Annotated in this window: 17 protein-coding genes, 1 pseudogene and 1 riboswitch; of the genes and pseudogenes, 8 read left to right on the top strand and 10 right to left on the bottom strand. The window is 56.0% G+C overall.

Annotated elements, in window-relative coordinates; genetic code table 11:
* Positions 1-45: 45 nt before the first annotated feature.
* From ACL02P_RS05135 to lepB, 5 genes and pseudogenes are all read right to left on the bottom strand, one after another.
* Positions 46-665, bottom strand: a pseudogene (locus tag ACL02P_RS05135) (LuxR C-terminal-related transcriptional regulator).
* An 87-nt stretch (positions 666-752) separates the two neighbouring features.
* Positions 753-989, bottom strand: a complete 237-nt coding sequence (locus ACL02P_RS05130; protein ID WP_412837321.1) for a histidine kinase dimerization/phosphoacceptor domain-containing protein — start codon at positions 987-989, stop codon at positions 753-755.
* Positions 990-1,076: 87 nt separating this feature from the next.
* Complete coding sequence (locus ACL02P_RS05125) at positions 1,077-1,364, bottom strand: hypothetical protein (RefSeq protein ID WP_412836899.1); 288 nt, start codon at positions 1,362-1,364, stop codon at positions 1,077-1,079.
* A 45-nt stretch (positions 1,365-1,409) separates the two neighbouring features.
* On the bottom strand, positions 1,410-2,333 hold the full coding sequence (locus ACL02P_RS05120) for an AEC family transporter (protein WP_009225917.1): 924 nt from the start codon (positions 2,331-2,333) through the stop codon (positions 1,410-1,412).
* A 172-nt stretch (positions 2,334-2,505) separates the two neighbouring features.
* A complete protein-coding gene (gene lepB / locus ACL02P_RS05115) occupies positions 2,506-3,066 on the bottom strand; it encodes a signal peptidase I (protein WP_260070815.1) in 561 nt (186 codons plus the stop codon).
* Between the two features lie 150 nt (positions 3,067-3,216).
* Between lepB and ACL02P_RS05110 the strand changes: the two genes are divergently transcribed.
* A complete protein-coding gene (locus tag ACL02P_RS05110) occupies positions 3,217-4,140 on the top strand; it encodes a LysR family transcriptional regulator (protein WP_009225915.1) in 924 nt (307 codons plus the stop codon).
* On the opposite strand, the gene ACL02P_RS05105 is transcribed toward ACL02P_RS05110, so the two are convergent.
* Positions 4,131-4,988, bottom strand: coding sequence for a carbon-nitrogen family hydrolase (locus ACL02P_RS05105; protein ID WP_009225914.1), 858 nt, complete (start codon positions 4,986-4,988; stop codon positions 4,131-4,133). The two genes, ACL02P_RS05110 and ACL02P_RS05105, sit on opposite strands and share 10 nt — an antisense overlap.
* Positions 4,989-5,448: 460 nt before the next feature.
* Here ACL02P_RS05105 and proB point away from each other — a divergent pair, with 460 nt between their 5' ends.
* The 4 genes from proB to mtnB all read left to right on the top strand — a co-directional run bounded on the left by proB (position 5,449) and on the right by mtnB (position 9,499).
* Positions 5,449-6,555 (top strand): glutamate 5-kinase, encoded by a 1,107-nt coding sequence (gene proB, locus ACL02P_RS05100; protein WP_412836898.1) that lies wholly within the window; start codon positions 5,449-5,451, stop codon positions 6,553-6,555.
* Between the two features lie 43 nt (positions 6,556-6,598).
* A complete protein-coding gene (locus ACL02P_RS05095; protein ID WP_009225912.1) occupies positions 6,599-7,846 on the top strand; it encodes a glutamate-5-semialdehyde dehydrogenase in 1,248 nt (415 codons plus the stop codon).
* A gap of 48 nt (positions 7,847-7,894) precedes the next feature.
* Complete coding sequence (gene proC / locus ACL02P_RS05090) at positions 7,895-8,755, top strand: pyrroline-5-carboxylate reductase (protein ID WP_260070813.1); 861 nt, start codon at positions 7,895-7,897, stop codon at positions 8,753-8,755.
* 69 nt (positions 8,756-8,824) lie between these two features.
* Positions 8,825-9,499, top strand: coding sequence for a methylthioribulose 1-phosphate dehydratase (gene mtnB, locus ACL02P_RS05085; protein WP_009225910.1), 675 nt, complete (start codon positions 8,825-8,827; stop codon positions 9,497-9,499).
* A 104-nt stretch (positions 9,500-9,603) separates the two neighbouring features.
* Here mtnB and gcvH read toward each other — a convergent pair whose 3' ends face one another.
* Entirely contained in the window at positions 9,604-10,032 is a 429-nt protein-coding gene (gcvH, locus tag ACL02P_RS05080; RefSeq protein WP_050769789.1) for a glycine cleavage system protein GcvH, read from the bottom strand.
* Positions 10,033-10,244: 212 nt separating this feature from the next.
* Positions 10,245-10,343, top strand: a riboswitch (glycine riboswitch).
* Between the two features lie 210 nt (positions 10,344-10,553).
* On the opposite strand from gcvH, the gene gcvT reads away from it, so the two are divergent.
* From gcvT to gcvPB, 3 genes are read left to right on the top strand one after another with little or no spacing between them, the layout of a single operon-like run.
* Positions 10,554-11,684: a glycine cleavage system aminomethyltransferase GcvT gene (gcvT, locus tag ACL02P_RS05075; protein ID WP_009225908.1), complete on the top strand. Its 1,131-nt coding sequence runs from the start codon at positions 10,554-10,556 to the stop codon at positions 11,682-11,684.
* Positions 11,685-11,703: 19 nt separating this feature from the next.
* Positions 11,704-13,068 carry an aminomethyl-transferring glycine dehydrogenase subunit GcvPA gene (gcvPA, locus tag ACL02P_RS05070; protein ID WP_036645866.1) on the top strand — a complete coding sequence of 455 codons (1,365 nt, stop codon included), beginning with the start codon at positions 11,704-11,706 and terminating at the stop codon, positions 13,066-13,068.
* Positions 13,056-14,573: an aminomethyl-transferring glycine dehydrogenase subunit GcvPB gene (gene gcvPB / locus ACL02P_RS05065; RefSeq protein ID WP_412836897.1), complete on the top strand. Its 1,518-nt coding sequence runs from the start codon at positions 13,056-13,058 to the stop codon at positions 14,571-14,573. Before gcvPA ends, gcvPB begins: the two co-directional genes overlap by 13 nt.
* Positions 14,574-14,637: 64 nt before the next feature.
* Here gcvPB and ACL02P_RS05060 read toward each other — a convergent pair whose 3' ends face one another.
* Genes ACL02P_RS05060 through ACL02P_RS05050 form a run of 3 tightly spaced genes read right to left on the bottom strand, consistent with a single transcriptional unit; the run spans position 14,638 to position 16,337 of the window.
* On the bottom strand, positions 14,638-15,486 hold the full coding sequence (locus tag ACL02P_RS05060) for an undecaprenyl-diphosphate phosphatase (RefSeq protein ID WP_412836896.1): 849 nt from the start codon (positions 15,484-15,486) through the stop codon (positions 14,638-14,640).
* 15 nt (positions 15,487-15,501) lie between these two features.
* Positions 15,502-16,137 carry a DedA family protein gene (locus ACL02P_RS05055; protein WP_009225904.1) on the bottom strand — a complete coding sequence of 212 codons (636 nt, stop codon included), beginning with the start codon at positions 16,135-16,137 and terminating at the stop codon, positions 15,502-15,504.
* A gap of 17 nt (positions 16,138-16,154) precedes the next feature.
* Complete coding sequence (locus ACL02P_RS05050) at positions 16,155-16,337, bottom strand: ABC transporter permease (RefSeq protein ID WP_412837320.1); 183 nt, start codon at positions 16,335-16,337, stop codon at positions 16,155-16,157.
* Between the last annotated feature and the right edge of the window lie 214 nt (positions 16,338-16,551).

The following is a 16,551-nucleotide window of genomic DNA, read 5'->3' as shown; positions in this document are numbered from 1 at the left end:
TGCAATAGGTTTAACTTATAAGTGGCACAAAAAAGAGGCGTCCGGTCATTGAACCAATCCGCCCCGCAGCGCCATCACAACCACCTGTGTCCGATCTTCGCAGCCGAACTTCTGCAAGATTCGGTGGACATGAGATTTTACCGTTCCTTCGGTAATAAACAACTTGGCCGCAATTTGCTCATTACGAAGCCCGTAGGCCATCTCCTGGAGAATCTCCCGTTCGCGCTCGGTCAACAGTTCCAGCAGCTTTACTGCCTGCACGTTGTGAGGAGCGGACGGCGATGCGTTGGCAATCGCTTCCTGCAGGGCGCCGGAGGCGAGTTTCGTCTTATAGATGGCTTCCCCGCGATAAGGCGGCACGGATCGCTTCGATCATGTCGCTTGCTTCCGCGTCTTTTAAACGTCGTCAAAATAACGATTTTAACCCCTGCTTGCTGCTTCATGATCCGCTTTGTCGCTTCGATACCGTCCATGAACGGCATCTGTACATCCATCAGAATGACATCCGGACGCAGTTCCTCAGCCATTTTGACCGCATCGTTCCCATTTCCCGCTTCACCAACCAACTGCAGATCGGGCTGCAAGCTGAGAATATCGCCAAAGCCTTGACGAATCATGTTCTGATCGTCGGCGAGCATCACTTTAATCCGGTATGATTCTGTCATGGGGCTCCTCCTTTCCTTCCGTATACTGGTGGTTTGGCTCCTGCTATACTTTGTCTCCCAGATCCCCGTCTGGCAGCTCGTCTTGCATCACGCAACGAATTCCGGATGAGGCTTCCACCGTGACAACAGGGCGTTTAAGGCCGTTTTGCCGGAGAACGAGGCGTCATCAGCCAGCGCATGGACGGAGTTGCTGATGTCTTGAAGCCCCTGGCGCGCTACGACCAACATCTCATCGATCGTTTGCTCCGCTCGTCCGGTATCCTGCCGGACCATGAACCGCAGCGCTTGGAGCTGGACGATCAAGGACGTGAGACTATGACCTATACAGAATCATGGATGTCCCTCGCGATGCGCGTACGTTCCTCCAAGACCGCAAAACGCATGGACGTCACGGAAGCCTCCTGCAGTTCATCATACGCCTTCCGCAGCTCTGCCATATAGGCGGAGATTTTGCTCATGCATTTCTTGACGCAGCATGCGCCGGCGAATGACGGAGTACAGCAGGATCGCAAGGGAGATGTAGCTGATGATACCCGTTAGGTTCAAGGCGCCGTAGTGTATGAAAAGGACCGCCGTAATAAGCAGCGTCAGGAGTGCAGGCCACAGCGGCTTCGGCAAAATCAAACGGAACAGCGCATAAAACACGACGAGGATTAGGAAAAATACCAACTCCCAATCCTGATACCATACCAAATTCACTCCAGTGATCACGAGGATCAGGCCCAATGCCGCCCGATCCGGTCATTACTGGACGAGCACGATCAACGCCGGCAGCGTCAAAAAGGAAGCGAGGGTCGTCCATACGATACATTTGGACACTAGACCAGGAGCGGCATCAAACCGCTCGGCCAGCACAACGGCATTAACCGCAACCGGCATACAGGCTTGAATGAACAGGACGGAAAACAGCAGGCCCGAAATGCCCAGCAGCTTTAATGCCGCAAGAGCCACAAACGGTGCCAATAACAAACGGATCGCCGTGCCCGTCCAAAATGCGGCTGGCCTTACCTGCTTCGCCTCCGGCCGCCCAACCTTCATCATTTGTGCGCCTAAGATCGTCAGCACCACCGGTGAATAAGCGTCCGCGACCATGGCAATACCTTGCTCCAGCCCGGCGGTCAGGTGAAGCCCAAAGCATTTTAGAAACACGGCCAGCGCCGCCGCATACACCGCCGGCAGGGTAAACACCGATTTTACTGCGTTTTGGACAGAAAACTGGGAACGTGCCGCGAAATAAACTCCTGCCGTATTTACAATGATCATTTGTGTGATGACGTATACGGAAGCTTTATCCAAACCCAGTTGGCCAAAGGCCAGCAGCACGAGCGGCAGTCCGTAATTGGCGCTATTCGTTAAGGTGGAGATCAGCGTCAGGCCGGCTTGCTCCGCCGGATCCAGCCGGGCGATCTTCCCGATCGCTTGGGCAATGCCCCACATGAGCAGCAGGTTAACGAGCGCGAAGCCGATCGTGCTGTACAGCTCATCCGAGGATATATGAGCATTTCGCAACGTGTCGAAGATGATAGCCGGGCTCAGCACGTACAAATACAACGTGAGCAGCGGCTTCGTGTCCCAGGCGCGAAACCGGGCCAGCAATGCCCCGGCGGCAACCGGAACTGCAAGCGGCACCAGGACGCCTAGCAGCGTCGATCCAACCGATTGGAGCATAACAGCACCCCCTTCTTTGAATTGCCTCCTATTTTAACGGCCGGATAAAGCCATCGTCCAAGACTAGAAAACAATATAGTTGATAGACAAAACCTATACCTCATCCCCAATAAAAAAAGAGCAACCCGTCCGAGAAACTTCCCGGCTTCGGATTGCTCCATTACCTCTGCTTCTAAAACGAATCGATCCCCATCACATGATCAAGCGGCACCGGCCCGATGCTGCGGCTGTCGTTGCTGTTGTTCCGGTTATCCCCCATCACAAATACGTGGTTCTCCGGCACATGCCATACCTGCGCCGCGCTTGGATCCATCTGCTCCTTGATGTAGGGTTCCTCCAGTTGTTGTCCATTGCGGAACACGTGTCCGTCCTTCACTTCAATCGTGTCACCGGGCAAGCCGATCACGCGTTTGACGTAAAAAACATCGTCCTCTTCCCTGCCGGAAAGCCAGGTAATGATCGGATGCTCCTTCACGTCGTCCCAGAACGTACGGTTCCGGTCTACCCGGCTGTCGATAATGACGATGTCGCCATAAGCCGGCAGTTTCTCCAGCACATGCGTAAATTTCCAAGCGTAAATGCGTTGATTGTCCGTTAAGGTTGGTTCCATCGAATGACCGTCAACTTTATAAGGTTGAATGATAAAAATGCCGATAATCATGCTAAGTACAAAGCCTAGGACGATGGAGAAGCCCCATCCGCCGAGTTCTTTCCACCATGTTTTCCGTTTCAAGCGAAAAACCTCCACACTCTTGATGTTTGTCTCTTATTATAAAGGCAAGTCACATACCAATACAAACATCTATATGATATAGTGGACTTATAGGTTATACTTATAAGATAAAGAAGGGTTATTTCTTAAAGAACCAAAGGGGTTATTTCTATGGAACTTCGTCAACTTCTATACACGTTAAAAATCGCCGAGGAAAAAAACTTCTCCCGGGCCGCCGACAAGCTTCATATCGCCCAGCCGTCACTAAGCCAGCAGCTGTCCAAGCTGGAACAGGAGCTCGGGGTGAAGCTGTTCCAACGCAATACGAGTACTGTTGAGCTAACCTACGCCGGCGCCAGCTTTATCGCGCACGCGCAAAAAATCATGGACGCCGTTGCCCAGCTCCGTCAGGAAATGGACGACATCTCTCAGCTCAGAGCAGGCCGCGTTGTGGTCGGCAGCATGCCGATTACCGGCTCTCACCTGCTCCCTTACGTGCTCCCGGCGTTTAAAGCGAGCTACCCGAACATTCAAGTGACTCTGTTGGAAGATACATCCTTGAACCTGGAGAAACTGACGGCCGAAGGCGGCACGGATCTCAGCCTCCTGTCGCTGCCGTTGCTGGAGCCAACGCTCTCCTACGAACCGATTGGCGAAGAGATCATCGATCTGGCGGTTCCCCCGGACCATCCGCTGACGAAAACGCCCGGGGTGTTGGAGCAGGGCGTTGAGATGAAGCAACTGGAAAATGAACCGTTTATCGTGCTCAAAAAAGGCCAGGGATTCCGCAAAATGACCGCCGACTTATGCCGGGAGGCCGGGTTCGAGCCCAACGTCGTCTTTGAAAGCAACAATATCGAAACGGTGCAGTCGCTGGTTGCCGCCGGGATGGGCATTACGCTGGTGCCGCGGTTTATCGCCCGGGCGAAACGCAGCGAGTTGATCCCGGCGTATTTGCCTCTCGCCGCTCCGGCCCCAAGCCGGACGCTGGTCATCGCCTACCGCAAAGGACGTTATCTGTCCAAGGCAGCGGAGGCTTTTATTGAGACGTTTAAAAAGACGATGGAGGAACGCCAAACGCTTCATCAATCGTAAGCCAGCGGACGGCGGTCATCGAAGACGGGAATACGGCGGCGGACTTGATCAACCAACGTCAAGTCAATGCTGCCGGTGACAATTTCCTCCGCTTCACCGCCCTCGGCCACAATCTCGCCCCAGGGGTCGATGATCATCGAGTGGCCGAAAAATTCATCGCCGCCGCCCTTCCCTGTCCGGTTGCAGGCGATGACATACATTTGGTTTTCGATCGCCCGCGCGATGAGCAGCGTGCGCCAGTGGTTGAGCCGCGGGAGCGGCCATTCCGCCGCCACGAACAGCAGCTTCGCTCCGCGTAACGCCAAGCTGCGGGTCAGCTCCGGGAAGCGGATGTCGTAACAGATCTCTGCCCCAGCCGGCAAGCCATCCAATTCAAACGTTACGCTCCGTTCCCCCGGTTGCAAATACTTCTCCTCTTCCATCAGTCGAAACAGATGAATTTTAGAGTAAGCAGCCACCTCTTCACCGCTGCGGTTAAATACCAGCATGGTATTGTAGACCTGACCGCTGCGATTTTCGGCAATCGAGCCGCCTATGACATGGATCCCATGACGCCGGGCGAAGGCAGCCAGCCATGCCCGGCTGTTTTGGCCCTCTGGATCGGCCAACCGGCCAATTTCCGTCAAGGCGTATCCCGTATTCCACAGCTCCGGCAGCAGGATGACGTCCGGCTTCTCCGCAGCGCGAGCTGCCCGATCCATCGCCGCCTCGAGCTTGGCCCGGTTCACTTCGGGTTGCCCTAAGACGATATCGCATTGAATCAGGGCGATCCGCCATCGGTTAGAACGAGAAGGATCTTGGTTTTGGGCTTGGTTTTGCACATGGTTTGACTCCAAATTCACCGGCATCCCACACCGCCTTTCGTACGCTTCGATTTACTAAGTCTCATCATAATGGCGACCCTGCGGATTCGCAAGACGGACGCGAATGGGAGTGGAGGAAGCGATGGTTACGCCATTTCGGCGCTTTTCCCTTTGCAATGCTAGGGGACGCGTGGTATGCTTACATTAAATGAGAACCATAAACGGACTTTTTTGAGAAAACGCATTGACGGGACCAGTACGAAAGCACGCGGCGAGACAGAGAGTAAATTCCACCGGCTGAAAGAATTTACATGCTAGCCCTTTCCGAATCCTATCCCTGAGCGGCCGGCCGAACAAGCCGGACAGCGCCCCTGTTACCGGGCATTGAAGTTGGATGAGCTCGTCTCATCAATAAAGGTGGTACCGCGGAAGTCAAAACTTTCGTCCTTTGCATGCAAAGGCGAAAGTTTTTTTTATTTTATTCATCGTTTGAGGAGTGATCCCCATGCTGCGACGCATCGTCGTCAAAATTGGCAGCAGTTCGCTGACATCGTCGGAAGGAGGATTAAACCGGGAGGCGGTTGCGTATTACGCATCCGAATTGGCCGGGCTGATTCAGGCCGGTTACCAGCCATTGCTTGTGACCTCCGGCGCGGTGGCCGCCGGGTTCCGCGAAATCGGCTACCCCGAACGGCCCAAGCTGCTGTATGAGAAGCAGGCTTCGGCTGCCGTTGGTCAAGCGCTGCTGATGCAAGCTTATCGCGAAGAACTGGCCCGTCACGGAGTAACCGCGGCCCAGGTGCTGCTGACCCGGTCCGATTTTCAGAACCGCAAGCGAACGGGTAACGCCAGCATGGCGATCGAAGAACTGCTGAAGCGAAACGTGTTGCCGATTATTAACGAGAACGACACCGTCTCGCTCGATGAGTTGAAATTCGGCGACAACGATACGTTGTCCGCCCTCGTCGCCAACCTGATTCACGCCGATCACCTGCTGATCTTGACCGATATGGACGGACTGTACACCAAGGATCCGCGCCTGGATCCGCAGGCCCAGCGCATCAGCCGGGTCACGGAAATCACCAGCCAGATCTATGCCATCGCCGGCGGCGCCGGCTCATCCGTCGGCACGGGCGGCATGCGGTCGAAAATCGACGCCGCGAAAATCGCTTCGCTCGGAGGCGTTCCGGTCTTCGTCGGAAAGGTCGCCTCTCCTGGCGATCTGCTGGCCGCTTTGCGCGGCGACGGGCACGGCACCTATTTCGAAGCTCATGGTGCCTCGCTGCCGCGGAAGAAGCAATGGCTGGGCTTCTTCTCCACCCCGATCGGGACGCTGACGGTGGATGCCGGTGCCGAGGAGGCTTTGATCCGCGGTGGACGAAGCCTGCTTCCGGTCGGCGTCAAAGAGGCCAGCGGACAGTTCCATACCGGCGACGTCGTAGAAGTCGTCAGCTCAGGTGGCGAGGTACTGGGACGGGGCATCGTCAATTATGATGCAGAACAGCTCCATCACATCCTCGGGCTCCCCAGCACCGAGGTCTTCAAGAAGTTGGACAGCGTCCATCGTCTGGAGGTCATCCACCGGGACGAATGGATTTCGCTAAAAGCATAATCACCCCATCCTTTTTCACTGGATTTTAAGGAGGTATACCTAAATGAGTGAAGTGAGAGAAAAAGCGAAGCTGGCCGGAACGGCCGTGTCCGTCCTAAATCGTTTGACAACGGCGCAAAAAAACGAAGCTCTGCTGGCAGTCGCCGATGCGCTGGTACGCAATAGCGACGCGATACTCGCGGCGAATGAAGAGGATCTGCAGCGGGGACGCGACAACGGGACGTCTTCCTCCATGCTGGATCGCCTGGCATTAACCCATGAGCGCATTGAAGGGATCGCTGAAGGACTGCGGCAAATCGCCGAGTTGCCCGACCCGGTTGGCGACGTGCTGGAGACGATCGACCGTCCGAACGGGCTGCATATCATCAAACGCCGCGTCCCGCTTGGCGTCATCGGGATCGTCTATGAAGCGCGGCCAAACGTGACAGTGGATGCGATGGGCTTATGCCTGAAGACAGGCAACGCCGTTGTGCTGCGCGGCGGCTCCTCCGCGCTGTCCTCCAACCGAAAAATCGTGGAGATCATCCATAGCGCACTTGCGGGAACTCAAGTTCCGGTCGATGCCGTCCAGCTGATCGAGGATCCGAACCGCTCCTCCGTTGACGAAATGCTAAAGCTAAACGGATTGCTGGACGTCGTGATTCCGCGCGGCGGCAGCTCTCTGATTCAAACGGTCGTGCAAAACGCCACGGTCCCGGTCATTGAGACGGGCGCCGGCATCTGCCATACGTACTTGGATGCCTCGGCCGATCCCGTGATGGCGACGGAGATCGCTATGAATGCCAAAGTTCAGCGCCCGTCGGTCTGCAACTCGATGGAAACGCTGCTGGTGCATGAGGCATTCGCTGAACAACATTTGCTCGAGCTGGCGAACCGTTTCAAGGAAGCCGGGGTCGAGCTGCGGGGAGATGAGGCTGCAAGACAGCTAATCTCTTGGGCTGCGCCAGCGACGGATGAAGATTATGCCACGGAGTACAACGACTATATTCTCAACGTTAAAATCGTTCGCAACCTGGACGAAGCGATGGCGCATATCGCCCGCTTTGGCACGAAGCACTCCGAGTGCATCGTTACCCAGGACAGCGCGAATGCCGAACGGTTCCAGCAAGAAGTGGACGCTGCGGCGGTTTACCACAACGCCTCTACCCGCTTCACCGACGGCTTCGAGTTCGGGTTCGGCGCAGAGATCGGCATCAGTACCCAAAAGCTGCATGCCCGCGGACCGATGGGCCTAACTGCGCTCACCTCAAGTAAATATATCATCCAGGGGAACGGACAAATCCGGCAGTAACGGGGTGTCCCCCTTTTTTTCCACCATTAAAACCGGAGGTCATATGCTATGAATACCATACCCACTTTGTCCGCCTCCACCATCTGTTTCTATGGAGCGGGTTCGATGGCTGAAGCGATCGTACGCGGCTTGCTCCATAAGCAAGTTGCTGGCGCGGATCAAATTGTGATGCTGAATCGCTCGAACCGGGAACGGCTCGATTATTTAGCGCAAACCTACCAGGTACAAACAGCGGCTGAAGAGGACGCGAAACGGGTCTACTTGCGGGATGCATCGATTATCGTCCTGGCGATGAAGCCGAAGGACGCCGGCGAAGCTTTGGCTGAACTTGGACCGCTTCTGCGCGAGGGTCAGTTGATCGTCTCCCTGATCGCCGGCTTATCTATCGCGACGATTCAAGTCCTGCTTGGCAGTCCGGTCGCAGTGGCTCGCACGATGCCAAACACCTCCTGCTCCATCGGACATGGAGCTACCGGGATCTCCTTCTCTCCGGAGACCACCGAGGCGCAGCGCGCCCAAGTCTTGTCGATGTTTGAAGCCGTTGGAATGGTTAGCGTTATCCCGGAAGAACAAATGGAAATTTTGACGGGCGTATCCGGGAGCGGACCTGCATATGTTTATTATCTGATGGAAGCGATGATTGAAGCGGGCATCGAAGGCGGGCTAACACCAGAGCAATCCCGCGAGCTTACCGTGCAAACGGTGCTGGGCGCTGCCCTCATGATGTCGGAAACCGGCGAAGCGCCTACCAAGCTGCGTGCGGACATCACCTCGCCAAACGGTTCGACGCAAGCGGCGATCGGCGTGCTGGAAGCCGGCAGCTTTCAGCCGAACGTAAAGGCTGCGGTCCACCGGGCTGCCGAACGCTCGAAAGAAATGGGCGAAGCCGTGAGACAAGCGCTGTTGTAGCAGCGAAGCTGTGTGGTGCAGCGATGGCCGGCAATGCACTTAAGGCCAGTATGAAAGGGGGACGGCAGCATGAACTACGTCGATATCCCATGGGAAGAAAAACAAGCGGCGCTGGACGCCATCCAACGCCTGTGGGAGGAGTTCGCCGCCCGCGGTTGGTTCCCCGCTTCCAGCGGCAGCTTGTCGATGAGGGTCGGCCGGTATACGCCGGACCGGTTCGTGTTTGCCGTAACAGCCGACGAGACGTATAAGTCGGAGCTGTCAGCGGCACCCTCCCCTCCGGCAGGCGTGCTGTTCGTCGATTCCGCCGGCGCGCCCTGTGAGCCAACGCGGCTCAAGCCTTGCGCCGACGCACCGATACACGCGAGAATCTACCGGATGACCGGCTGCGGCGCGATCGCGCACGTACATACGACGTTCAATAATGTGCTCAGCGACTATTTCGCAGCGGATGGCGGCGTCCCACTCAAGGGAAACGAACTGCTCAAAAGCCTAGAGATATGGGAGATGCAAGCGGAGATCCGAGTGCCGATTCTGCCAAACGCCGCCGAGCTCCCTGCCATCCTCAAGCAAATCCCGGGCAGTCTGGATACAAGTGTGCCCGCGTTGTTGCTGCAAAATCACGGGATCTATGCCTGGGGGGCTAACATCACCAAGGCCAAGCGCCATCTGGAAGCGCTGGAGTTTATGTTTGAAGCGCTGTACCGTTCCCTGCTGTTGCCCCCCAAAGGGCATCATGCCTAAAAAAACAACTCGCGACAAGCGATAGCGGAGTTATGCTGACCGAACATCAGCGGCTTCCGCGATTACGCTGACCGCGAGTTTCTTACTTTGCCCGAAATCTTGCTTTATCTCTCGATAAATTCCGCATACGCCTTCGCGTCCATCAAATTCGCCAGCGCGACGTTTGCGTCTTCCTTCAAACGAATGTGAACCATCCAGCCCCCGTCGTACGGCTCTTCATTCACGAGCTCCGGCGCGGTATCCAGCTCCCGGTTCACCGCCAGCACAGTCCCGCTGACCGGCGTAAACAAATCGGCGACCGTCTTAACGGATTCGATCGTTCCGATGCCTTCCTGCGCTTCGAATTCCTGCCCCGGTTCGGGCAGCTCCACGAACACGATGTCGCCCAGCCGATGTTGGGCTACGTCGGAGATGCCGATCTTCACCGTCCCATCCCCCAAATCAAGCACCCATTCATGCTCATCGCTGTACAACACGTTTTCCCTGATCTCACTAGCCAAAGCTTGCTCCTCCTCTTTCGGATGATCTAGCATACCTTACACATTGTGGATTATCTATCTTCGTATTTCCCTCGTTCAGATTATTCCAAACCTAGCTCTCATGTCAATATTATTAACACATTTGATAGAGTCTAACAAAATGTAAGCGTAGCCTTTTCCAGTAAACGAATTTAATTAAAATTATTATGATAACTTTATTGACATCTAGGCGGTTTTTGAGTATTAATGAGATGTGTAAGCTGCGGTTGATGGCAGGGGGAGAGATTACAATTACCGTATTGTAACGCCGAAGGAGCAAGCCGCGAAGCGGTGAATCTCTCAGGCAAAAGGACCTCTGCCGGACGCAACTCTGGAGAGCATTCACGTAGAGGTATCCTCTACGTGAATCACCCAAGGGGAAACCTGCGCGAGCTTCGAGCCTTAGCACAGGGTAACTCTCAGGTACAAGGGACAGAGCCGGGAAGAACCGTTAGGTAGGCTAGCGGGTTTTCTTTGGCCTGTCCTTTTTGCTGTTCTCAAAAATTGGCCGATCCGGCCCTTACGAGGTGATGGCAATGTCCGAATCCGCATTGCGGCGTACGCCGCTCTATCCCGGATATGCGCGTTATGAAGGAGTCCGCTGTATCGATTTCGGCGGTTGGGAGCTGCCGGTGCAGTTCAGCGGCATCCAGAAAGAGCACGAAGCCGTGCGCGAGCGCGCCGGTCTGTTTGACGTATCGCATATGGGCGAATTTTTCGTGGAGGGCCCTGAGTCGGAACGCTTTTTGCAACACATGACAACCAACGACGTGACTCTGCTTCAGCCGGGGAAAGCCCAATACACCTTGCTCTGCTATCCCGATGGCGGCGTGGTGGACGATCTGTTGATCTATCAACTGGATGAAGGCAAGTACATGCTGGTGGTCAACGCCTCGAATATTGAAAAAGACTGGGACTGGCTGCAGCAGCACCTTCCTGCTGAAGGTGTAACCATGCGGAACGCCTCCGACGAGACGGCGTTGCTTGCCGTTCAAGGGCCGCTGGCCGCCTCCCTCCTCTCCCCTCTTAGCGAAGGGGAGGATCCAGTGGCCTTGCGTCCGTTCACATTTATCCGGGAAGCGCGGATTGCCGGCATACCTGCCTTGCTGTCCAGAACCGGGTATACCGGCGAGGACGGATTTGAGTTGTATGTAGCAGCCGAGCAAGCGCAAGCGCTTTGGGACATACTGATGGAGGCCGGGGAGAGCCATGGCCTTCTCCCGGCCGGGCTGGGCGCTAGAGATACGCTGCGCTTCGAAGCTTGCCTGCCTCTGTACGGCCAGGAATTGGGACCTGAGATCACCCCGCTCGAAGTGGGCTTAAACCGATTCGTGAAGCTGGAGCAAGGCGACTTCATCGGCCGCGATGCATTGATCAAACAACGGGATGAAGGCATCCCTCGCCGCCTCGTCGGCCTGGAGATGATCGATCGCGGGATTCCGCGTACGCATTACCCGGTGTTTGCCGAAGGCTCTGAGGAACCGATCGGAGAAGTCACGACAGGCACGCAATCGCCTACCCTGAAAAAAAACCTCGGGATGGCGATCCTCACCAACCGCTATACCAAACCCGGCACGATTGTGGAGGTCGACATCCGCGGCAAGCGGCTGAAGGCCAAGGTCGTCCCGCTGCCGTTCTATCGCCGAAACCCTGCCGCCAAGCGGTGAAAGGAGAACACGAAATCAGATGCTAAAACATCGTTATTTGCCGTTAACCGAACAAGACCAAGCGGAAATGCTGCAAACGATCGGCGCAAGCTCCGTCCAAGAGCTGTTCAAGGACATTCCGGAGAGCATTCGCATTCAAGGTGAACTCCCGGTATCCCCTCGTTTAGACGAATACGCGCTGACCCGCCACTTAGCAGAACTTGCCGGTCGTAATGCCGACACCGACCGATTCACCAGCTTTCTTGGTGCCGGGATTTATGACCATCACATTCCTTCCGTCATTCAGCACGTCGTGTCCCGTTCGGAATTTTATACCGCGTACACGCCGTATCAGCCGGAAATTAGCCAAGGCGAGCTGCAGGCGATTTTCGAATTCCAGTCGTACATCTGCGAGCTGACCGGACTGAAGGTCGCCAATGCCAGCATGTACGACGGAGCTACCGCTTTAGCCGAAGCCGGCAACCTGGCCGCGGCTGCCACCAGACGCAAACAGCTTATCGTCTCCCGCACCGTCCATCCGGAAGCACGCGAGGTGCTCGCCACCTACGCTCACGGTCTGAATCTGGAGATCGTTGAGGTCGGCTGGGAGCAAGGCGTAATTGATCGTGAGGCGCTTGCTGCGGCCGTCACCAAGGACACCGCTGCCGTCTTGATCCAGAACCCGAACTTCTTTGGCTCCCTGGAGGATCTTCGTGCCATCGGCGAACTGGCCCATGCCCAAGGGAGCTTGCTGATCGTCAGCAGTAATCCGCTCGCACTTGGCTTGCTGGAAGCGCCGGGCAAGCTTGGAGCCGACATCGTCGTTGGCGACGCCCAGCCGCTGGGGCTGGCTCCTTCCTTCGGCGGACCAACCTGCGGTTTCTTCGCCGTATCGGAAGCGCATATGCGCCGGATCCCCGGCCGGATCGTCGGGCAGACCACCGATCGCAACGGCAAGCGCGGGTTCGTCTTGACACTGCAAGCCCGTGAGCAGCATATCCGCCGCGAGAAAGCAACCTCCAACATCTGCTCCAACCAGGCCCTGCTTGCCTTGGCTGCCTCTGTCTACTTATCCATGATGGGCAAGCAAGGAATGGCCGAAGTTGCGGAGCTGAATTTGCAGAAAAGCCATTATGCCAAACAGGTGTTCACCGCCATTCCTGGCGTAAGCGCCGCTTTTGAGTCGCCGTTCTTCAACGAGTTTGTGCTTCGGCTGCCGGAGGGCACCGACCCGGCTCAGTTGCAGCGGGATCTGCTTGCCGCCGGGTTTATCGGCGGGTACGATCTGGGACGCAGCTATCCCGAACTCGCCGGCCATCTGCTGATCGCCGTGACGGAGAAGCGCAGCAAAGCAGAAATTGACCAATTCGCCCGCGTACTGGAGGAATCAATATGCTCGAAATAAAAGAGACGACGAAATCCGATGAACTGTTGATTTTTGAGCGCAGCCGCCCTGGGCGGATCGGCTATTCTCTGCCGGAATGCGACGTTCCGACCGTCCCGAAGGAAGATCTCGTGCCGCAGGGCATGCTGCGGAGCGAAGGCCTCGCTTTTCCCGAAGTTTACGAGGTGGACGTGATTCGGCATTATACCGCGTTGTCCCGCCGGAATTTCGGGGTGGACAACGGCTTTTATCCGCTGGGCTCCTGTACGATGAAGTACAATCCGAAGGTCAATGAGGACGTCGCGCGTTACCCCGGTTTGGCGAAAATCCATCCTTACCAGCCGGAGGAAAGCGTACAAGGGGCACTCGAGCTGATGTACCGCCTGCAGCAGGATTTGGCCGGACTCACCGGCATGGACGCGGTGACGCTGCAGCCGGCGGCTGGAGCCCATGGTGAATGGACCGGCTTGATGATGATCCGCGCCTACCACGAAAGCCGCGGCGAGAAACGCACCAAGGTGATCGTGCCGGACTCTTCGCACGGCACGAACCCGGCCAGCGCCTCGGTCGCCGGCTTCGAGACGGTGACCATCCCTTCCACCAAGCGCGGCATGGTGGACCTGGACGCGCTGCGCGCTGCCGTTGGCGAGGACACGGCTGCGCTGATGCTCACCAACCCGAACACGCTGGGCTTGTTCGAGGAACAGATCCTGGAGATCGCCGACATCGTGCACGAAGCCGGCGGATTGCTGTATTATGACGGCGCGAACTCCAACGCCATCATGGGGATCGCCCGCCCCGGCGATATGGGCTTTGACGTGGTGCACCTCAACCTGCACAAAACGATGAGCACCCCGCATGGCGGCGGTGGTCCGGGCGCCGGTCCAGTTGGCGTCAAGGAGCGGCTGATTCCGTTTCTGCCTGAACCGAGGATCGTCAAAGACGAATCCGGACGGTATACCATCCGCGGCGCACGTTCCGAAGAGGCAGCAGGTGGCGCCACGAGCGGATCGGCCAGCTCGATTGGCCGGGTGAAAGCTTTTTACGGCAACTTTGGTATCCTCGTCCGCGCGTATGCGTACATCCGCAGCTTAGGTCCCGATGGACTCCGCCAAGTCTCGGAAAATGCCGTGTTAAACGCCAACTATATGATGAAGCGTTTAGCGCCTTATTACGAGCTGCCGTACCCGGATCAACTGTGCAAGCACGAATTCGTGATGTCCGGCAGCGGGCTGGCGAAGTACGGCATCCGCACGCTGGACGTCGCCAAGCGGCTGCTCGATTTCGGCTATCATCCGCCAACCATCTACTTCCCGCTGAACGTAGAGGAATGTATTATGATTGAGCCGACGGAAACCGAAAGCAAGGAAACGCTGGACGGCTTTATTGACGTGATGATCGCCATCGCCAAGGAAGCCGAAACGAATCCGGAAATGTTACGGAACGCTCCGTACACCACTCCGGTGACGCGTCTGGACGAAACTGGCGCCGCCCGGAAGCCAGTATTGAACTGCGCTTGCGGCTAAGATCATGCAAGCAAAAAGAGATGCTGCTTGAATAGCAGCATCTCTTCTTTGTTCCATCAATGATTTAGAAATAAACCACCCAGATCACAAGCGCCAGCAAAATGCGATATACCGCAAACGGCACCAGCTTGATGCGGTCGATTAGCTTCAAGAAGAATCGGATCGCCAACAATGCAAACACGAAGGCACTGATAAAGCCAATAACAAAGAAAGGCAGTGCATCGATCGTGAAATATTCCAGGTTCTTCATCAGGGAGATCAAGCTGGCCCCGGCCATGATCGGAACGGCCATGATAAAGGTGAAGTCAGCCGCGGCCCGGTGGCTCAAACCTAGCAGCACCCCGCCGGAAATCGTCGAACCCGAACGGGAGAAGCCCGGCCAGATCGACAGACATTGGAACAACCCAATGCCGAGCGCCTGCTTGTACGTAATTTGGTCAACAGTATCCACGCTTGCGCGCTTGGGCGCAAACCGGTCGGCAGCGATCATCAGCAGCGCTCCGATCACCAGGCCAATTAACACGGTTGCGGTGGAGAATAGATGCTCATCAATAAAATCCTCAAATAACACACCAAGAATCCCGGCAGGAATCAACCCTACGATCACCTGCATCAGCTTCAATCGCGGTCCGCTCTGTCTGGCCGCTTCCCCTTTGGCCTTCGGCATCCAGCGCGACAGCCCCAGCAAATCGATAAATCGGTTGCGGAACACGACCAAGACCGCCAAAATCGAGCCGAGTTGGATCACGACTTTAAACGTGTTCGCCACATACTTTGAACCGAGCAGCTCCTCGGTTTTCAGCCACATATCATCCACAATGATCATATGCCCTGTGGAGGACACCGGCGCAAACTCCGTAAGTCCCTCCACCAGGCCAAGAATAATCGCTTTTATGAGTTCCAACAAGTTCATTTCCTAGGTTTCTCCTTATCTCTCTATTTTGATGTTGCCGCTTTGCTCCTTTTTTCTCCGGCGCAGCCAGAGAAAGCCCACCAACAGCACACCTAAAGCAATAACCGCATAGGCGATGTGGGAATACACGTCCATAAAGGCGACGATTTCTGACCAGGAACCCCCTACCGCTGCACCAAGCAAGACAAGCGCCACGTTCCAAATGAGCGTCCCGATCGTGGTGAACAGCAAGAACAGGCCAAATTTCATTTTCGACATGCCGGCAGGGATGGAGATCAAGCTGCGAATCAGCGGGACCATCCGGCAGAACAGCACCGTCCGATAGCCATACCGATCAAACCAGGCATCCGCGCGGCGGACGTCTTCTTTTTTCAGGCGCAAGAACCTGCCGTAACGATCGATCCACCCTTCCAATCGGTCAACGTTCACCAGATATCCGATCCCGTACAGGATCACAGCGCCAAACACCGAACCCAGCGTCGAGAAGACGACAACCCCTGCCGGCGTTAAGCTCGTATAGGTGGTCATAAATCCGCCAAATGTTAAGATCACCTCCGACGGAATCGGGGGAAATACGTTTTCCAGGGCAATCAGCAGGAAGACGCCAAAATAGCCAAACCTCTCCATAAAGTCTGTAATCCAGTTCTCCACGTTGTACCTCCAGTATTTTAGCGAATCGCTTTTTTGACGTTGCGTAAGTATCGGGACCGAATAAAGAAGAAGTAGACCACTTGCACCAGCAAAAAGCTAGCCAAGATCAACACCGTCTGCCAAGCGACAGAGAAGTTAAACAAGCTTTGCATGGCCTTAAACGCAAACAGGCTATGAATAATGGCCAGCGCCATCGGCACGAAGAACAACAGTCCCGCCTGGCGGGAAATGATCCGCGCAAGTTCGCCAGACCGCGGGTGATCTCCGGAGCATCCACGTAAAACCCGGTGAACCGGTCCATACGCACCCCTCCGCCCTCCTCCGCCGAAGCCGCCATGCGCCGTTCCAACAAGGCATCACTGACCACCAGCCCGGAGAACGAACCCTCCCGATCGCCGGCGGTGATCGTTAGAT

This window comes from Paenibacillus sp. MB22_1, from assembly GCF_047200555.1.
In the GTDB taxonomy this organism is placed as follows: domain Bacteria; phylum Bacillota; class Bacilli; order Paenibacillales; family Paenibacillaceae; genus Fontibacillus; species Fontibacillus phoenicis.
The sequence above is the reverse complement of the archived record's forward strand: the minus strand, read 5'-3'. Positions and strand labels throughout refer to the sequence as shown.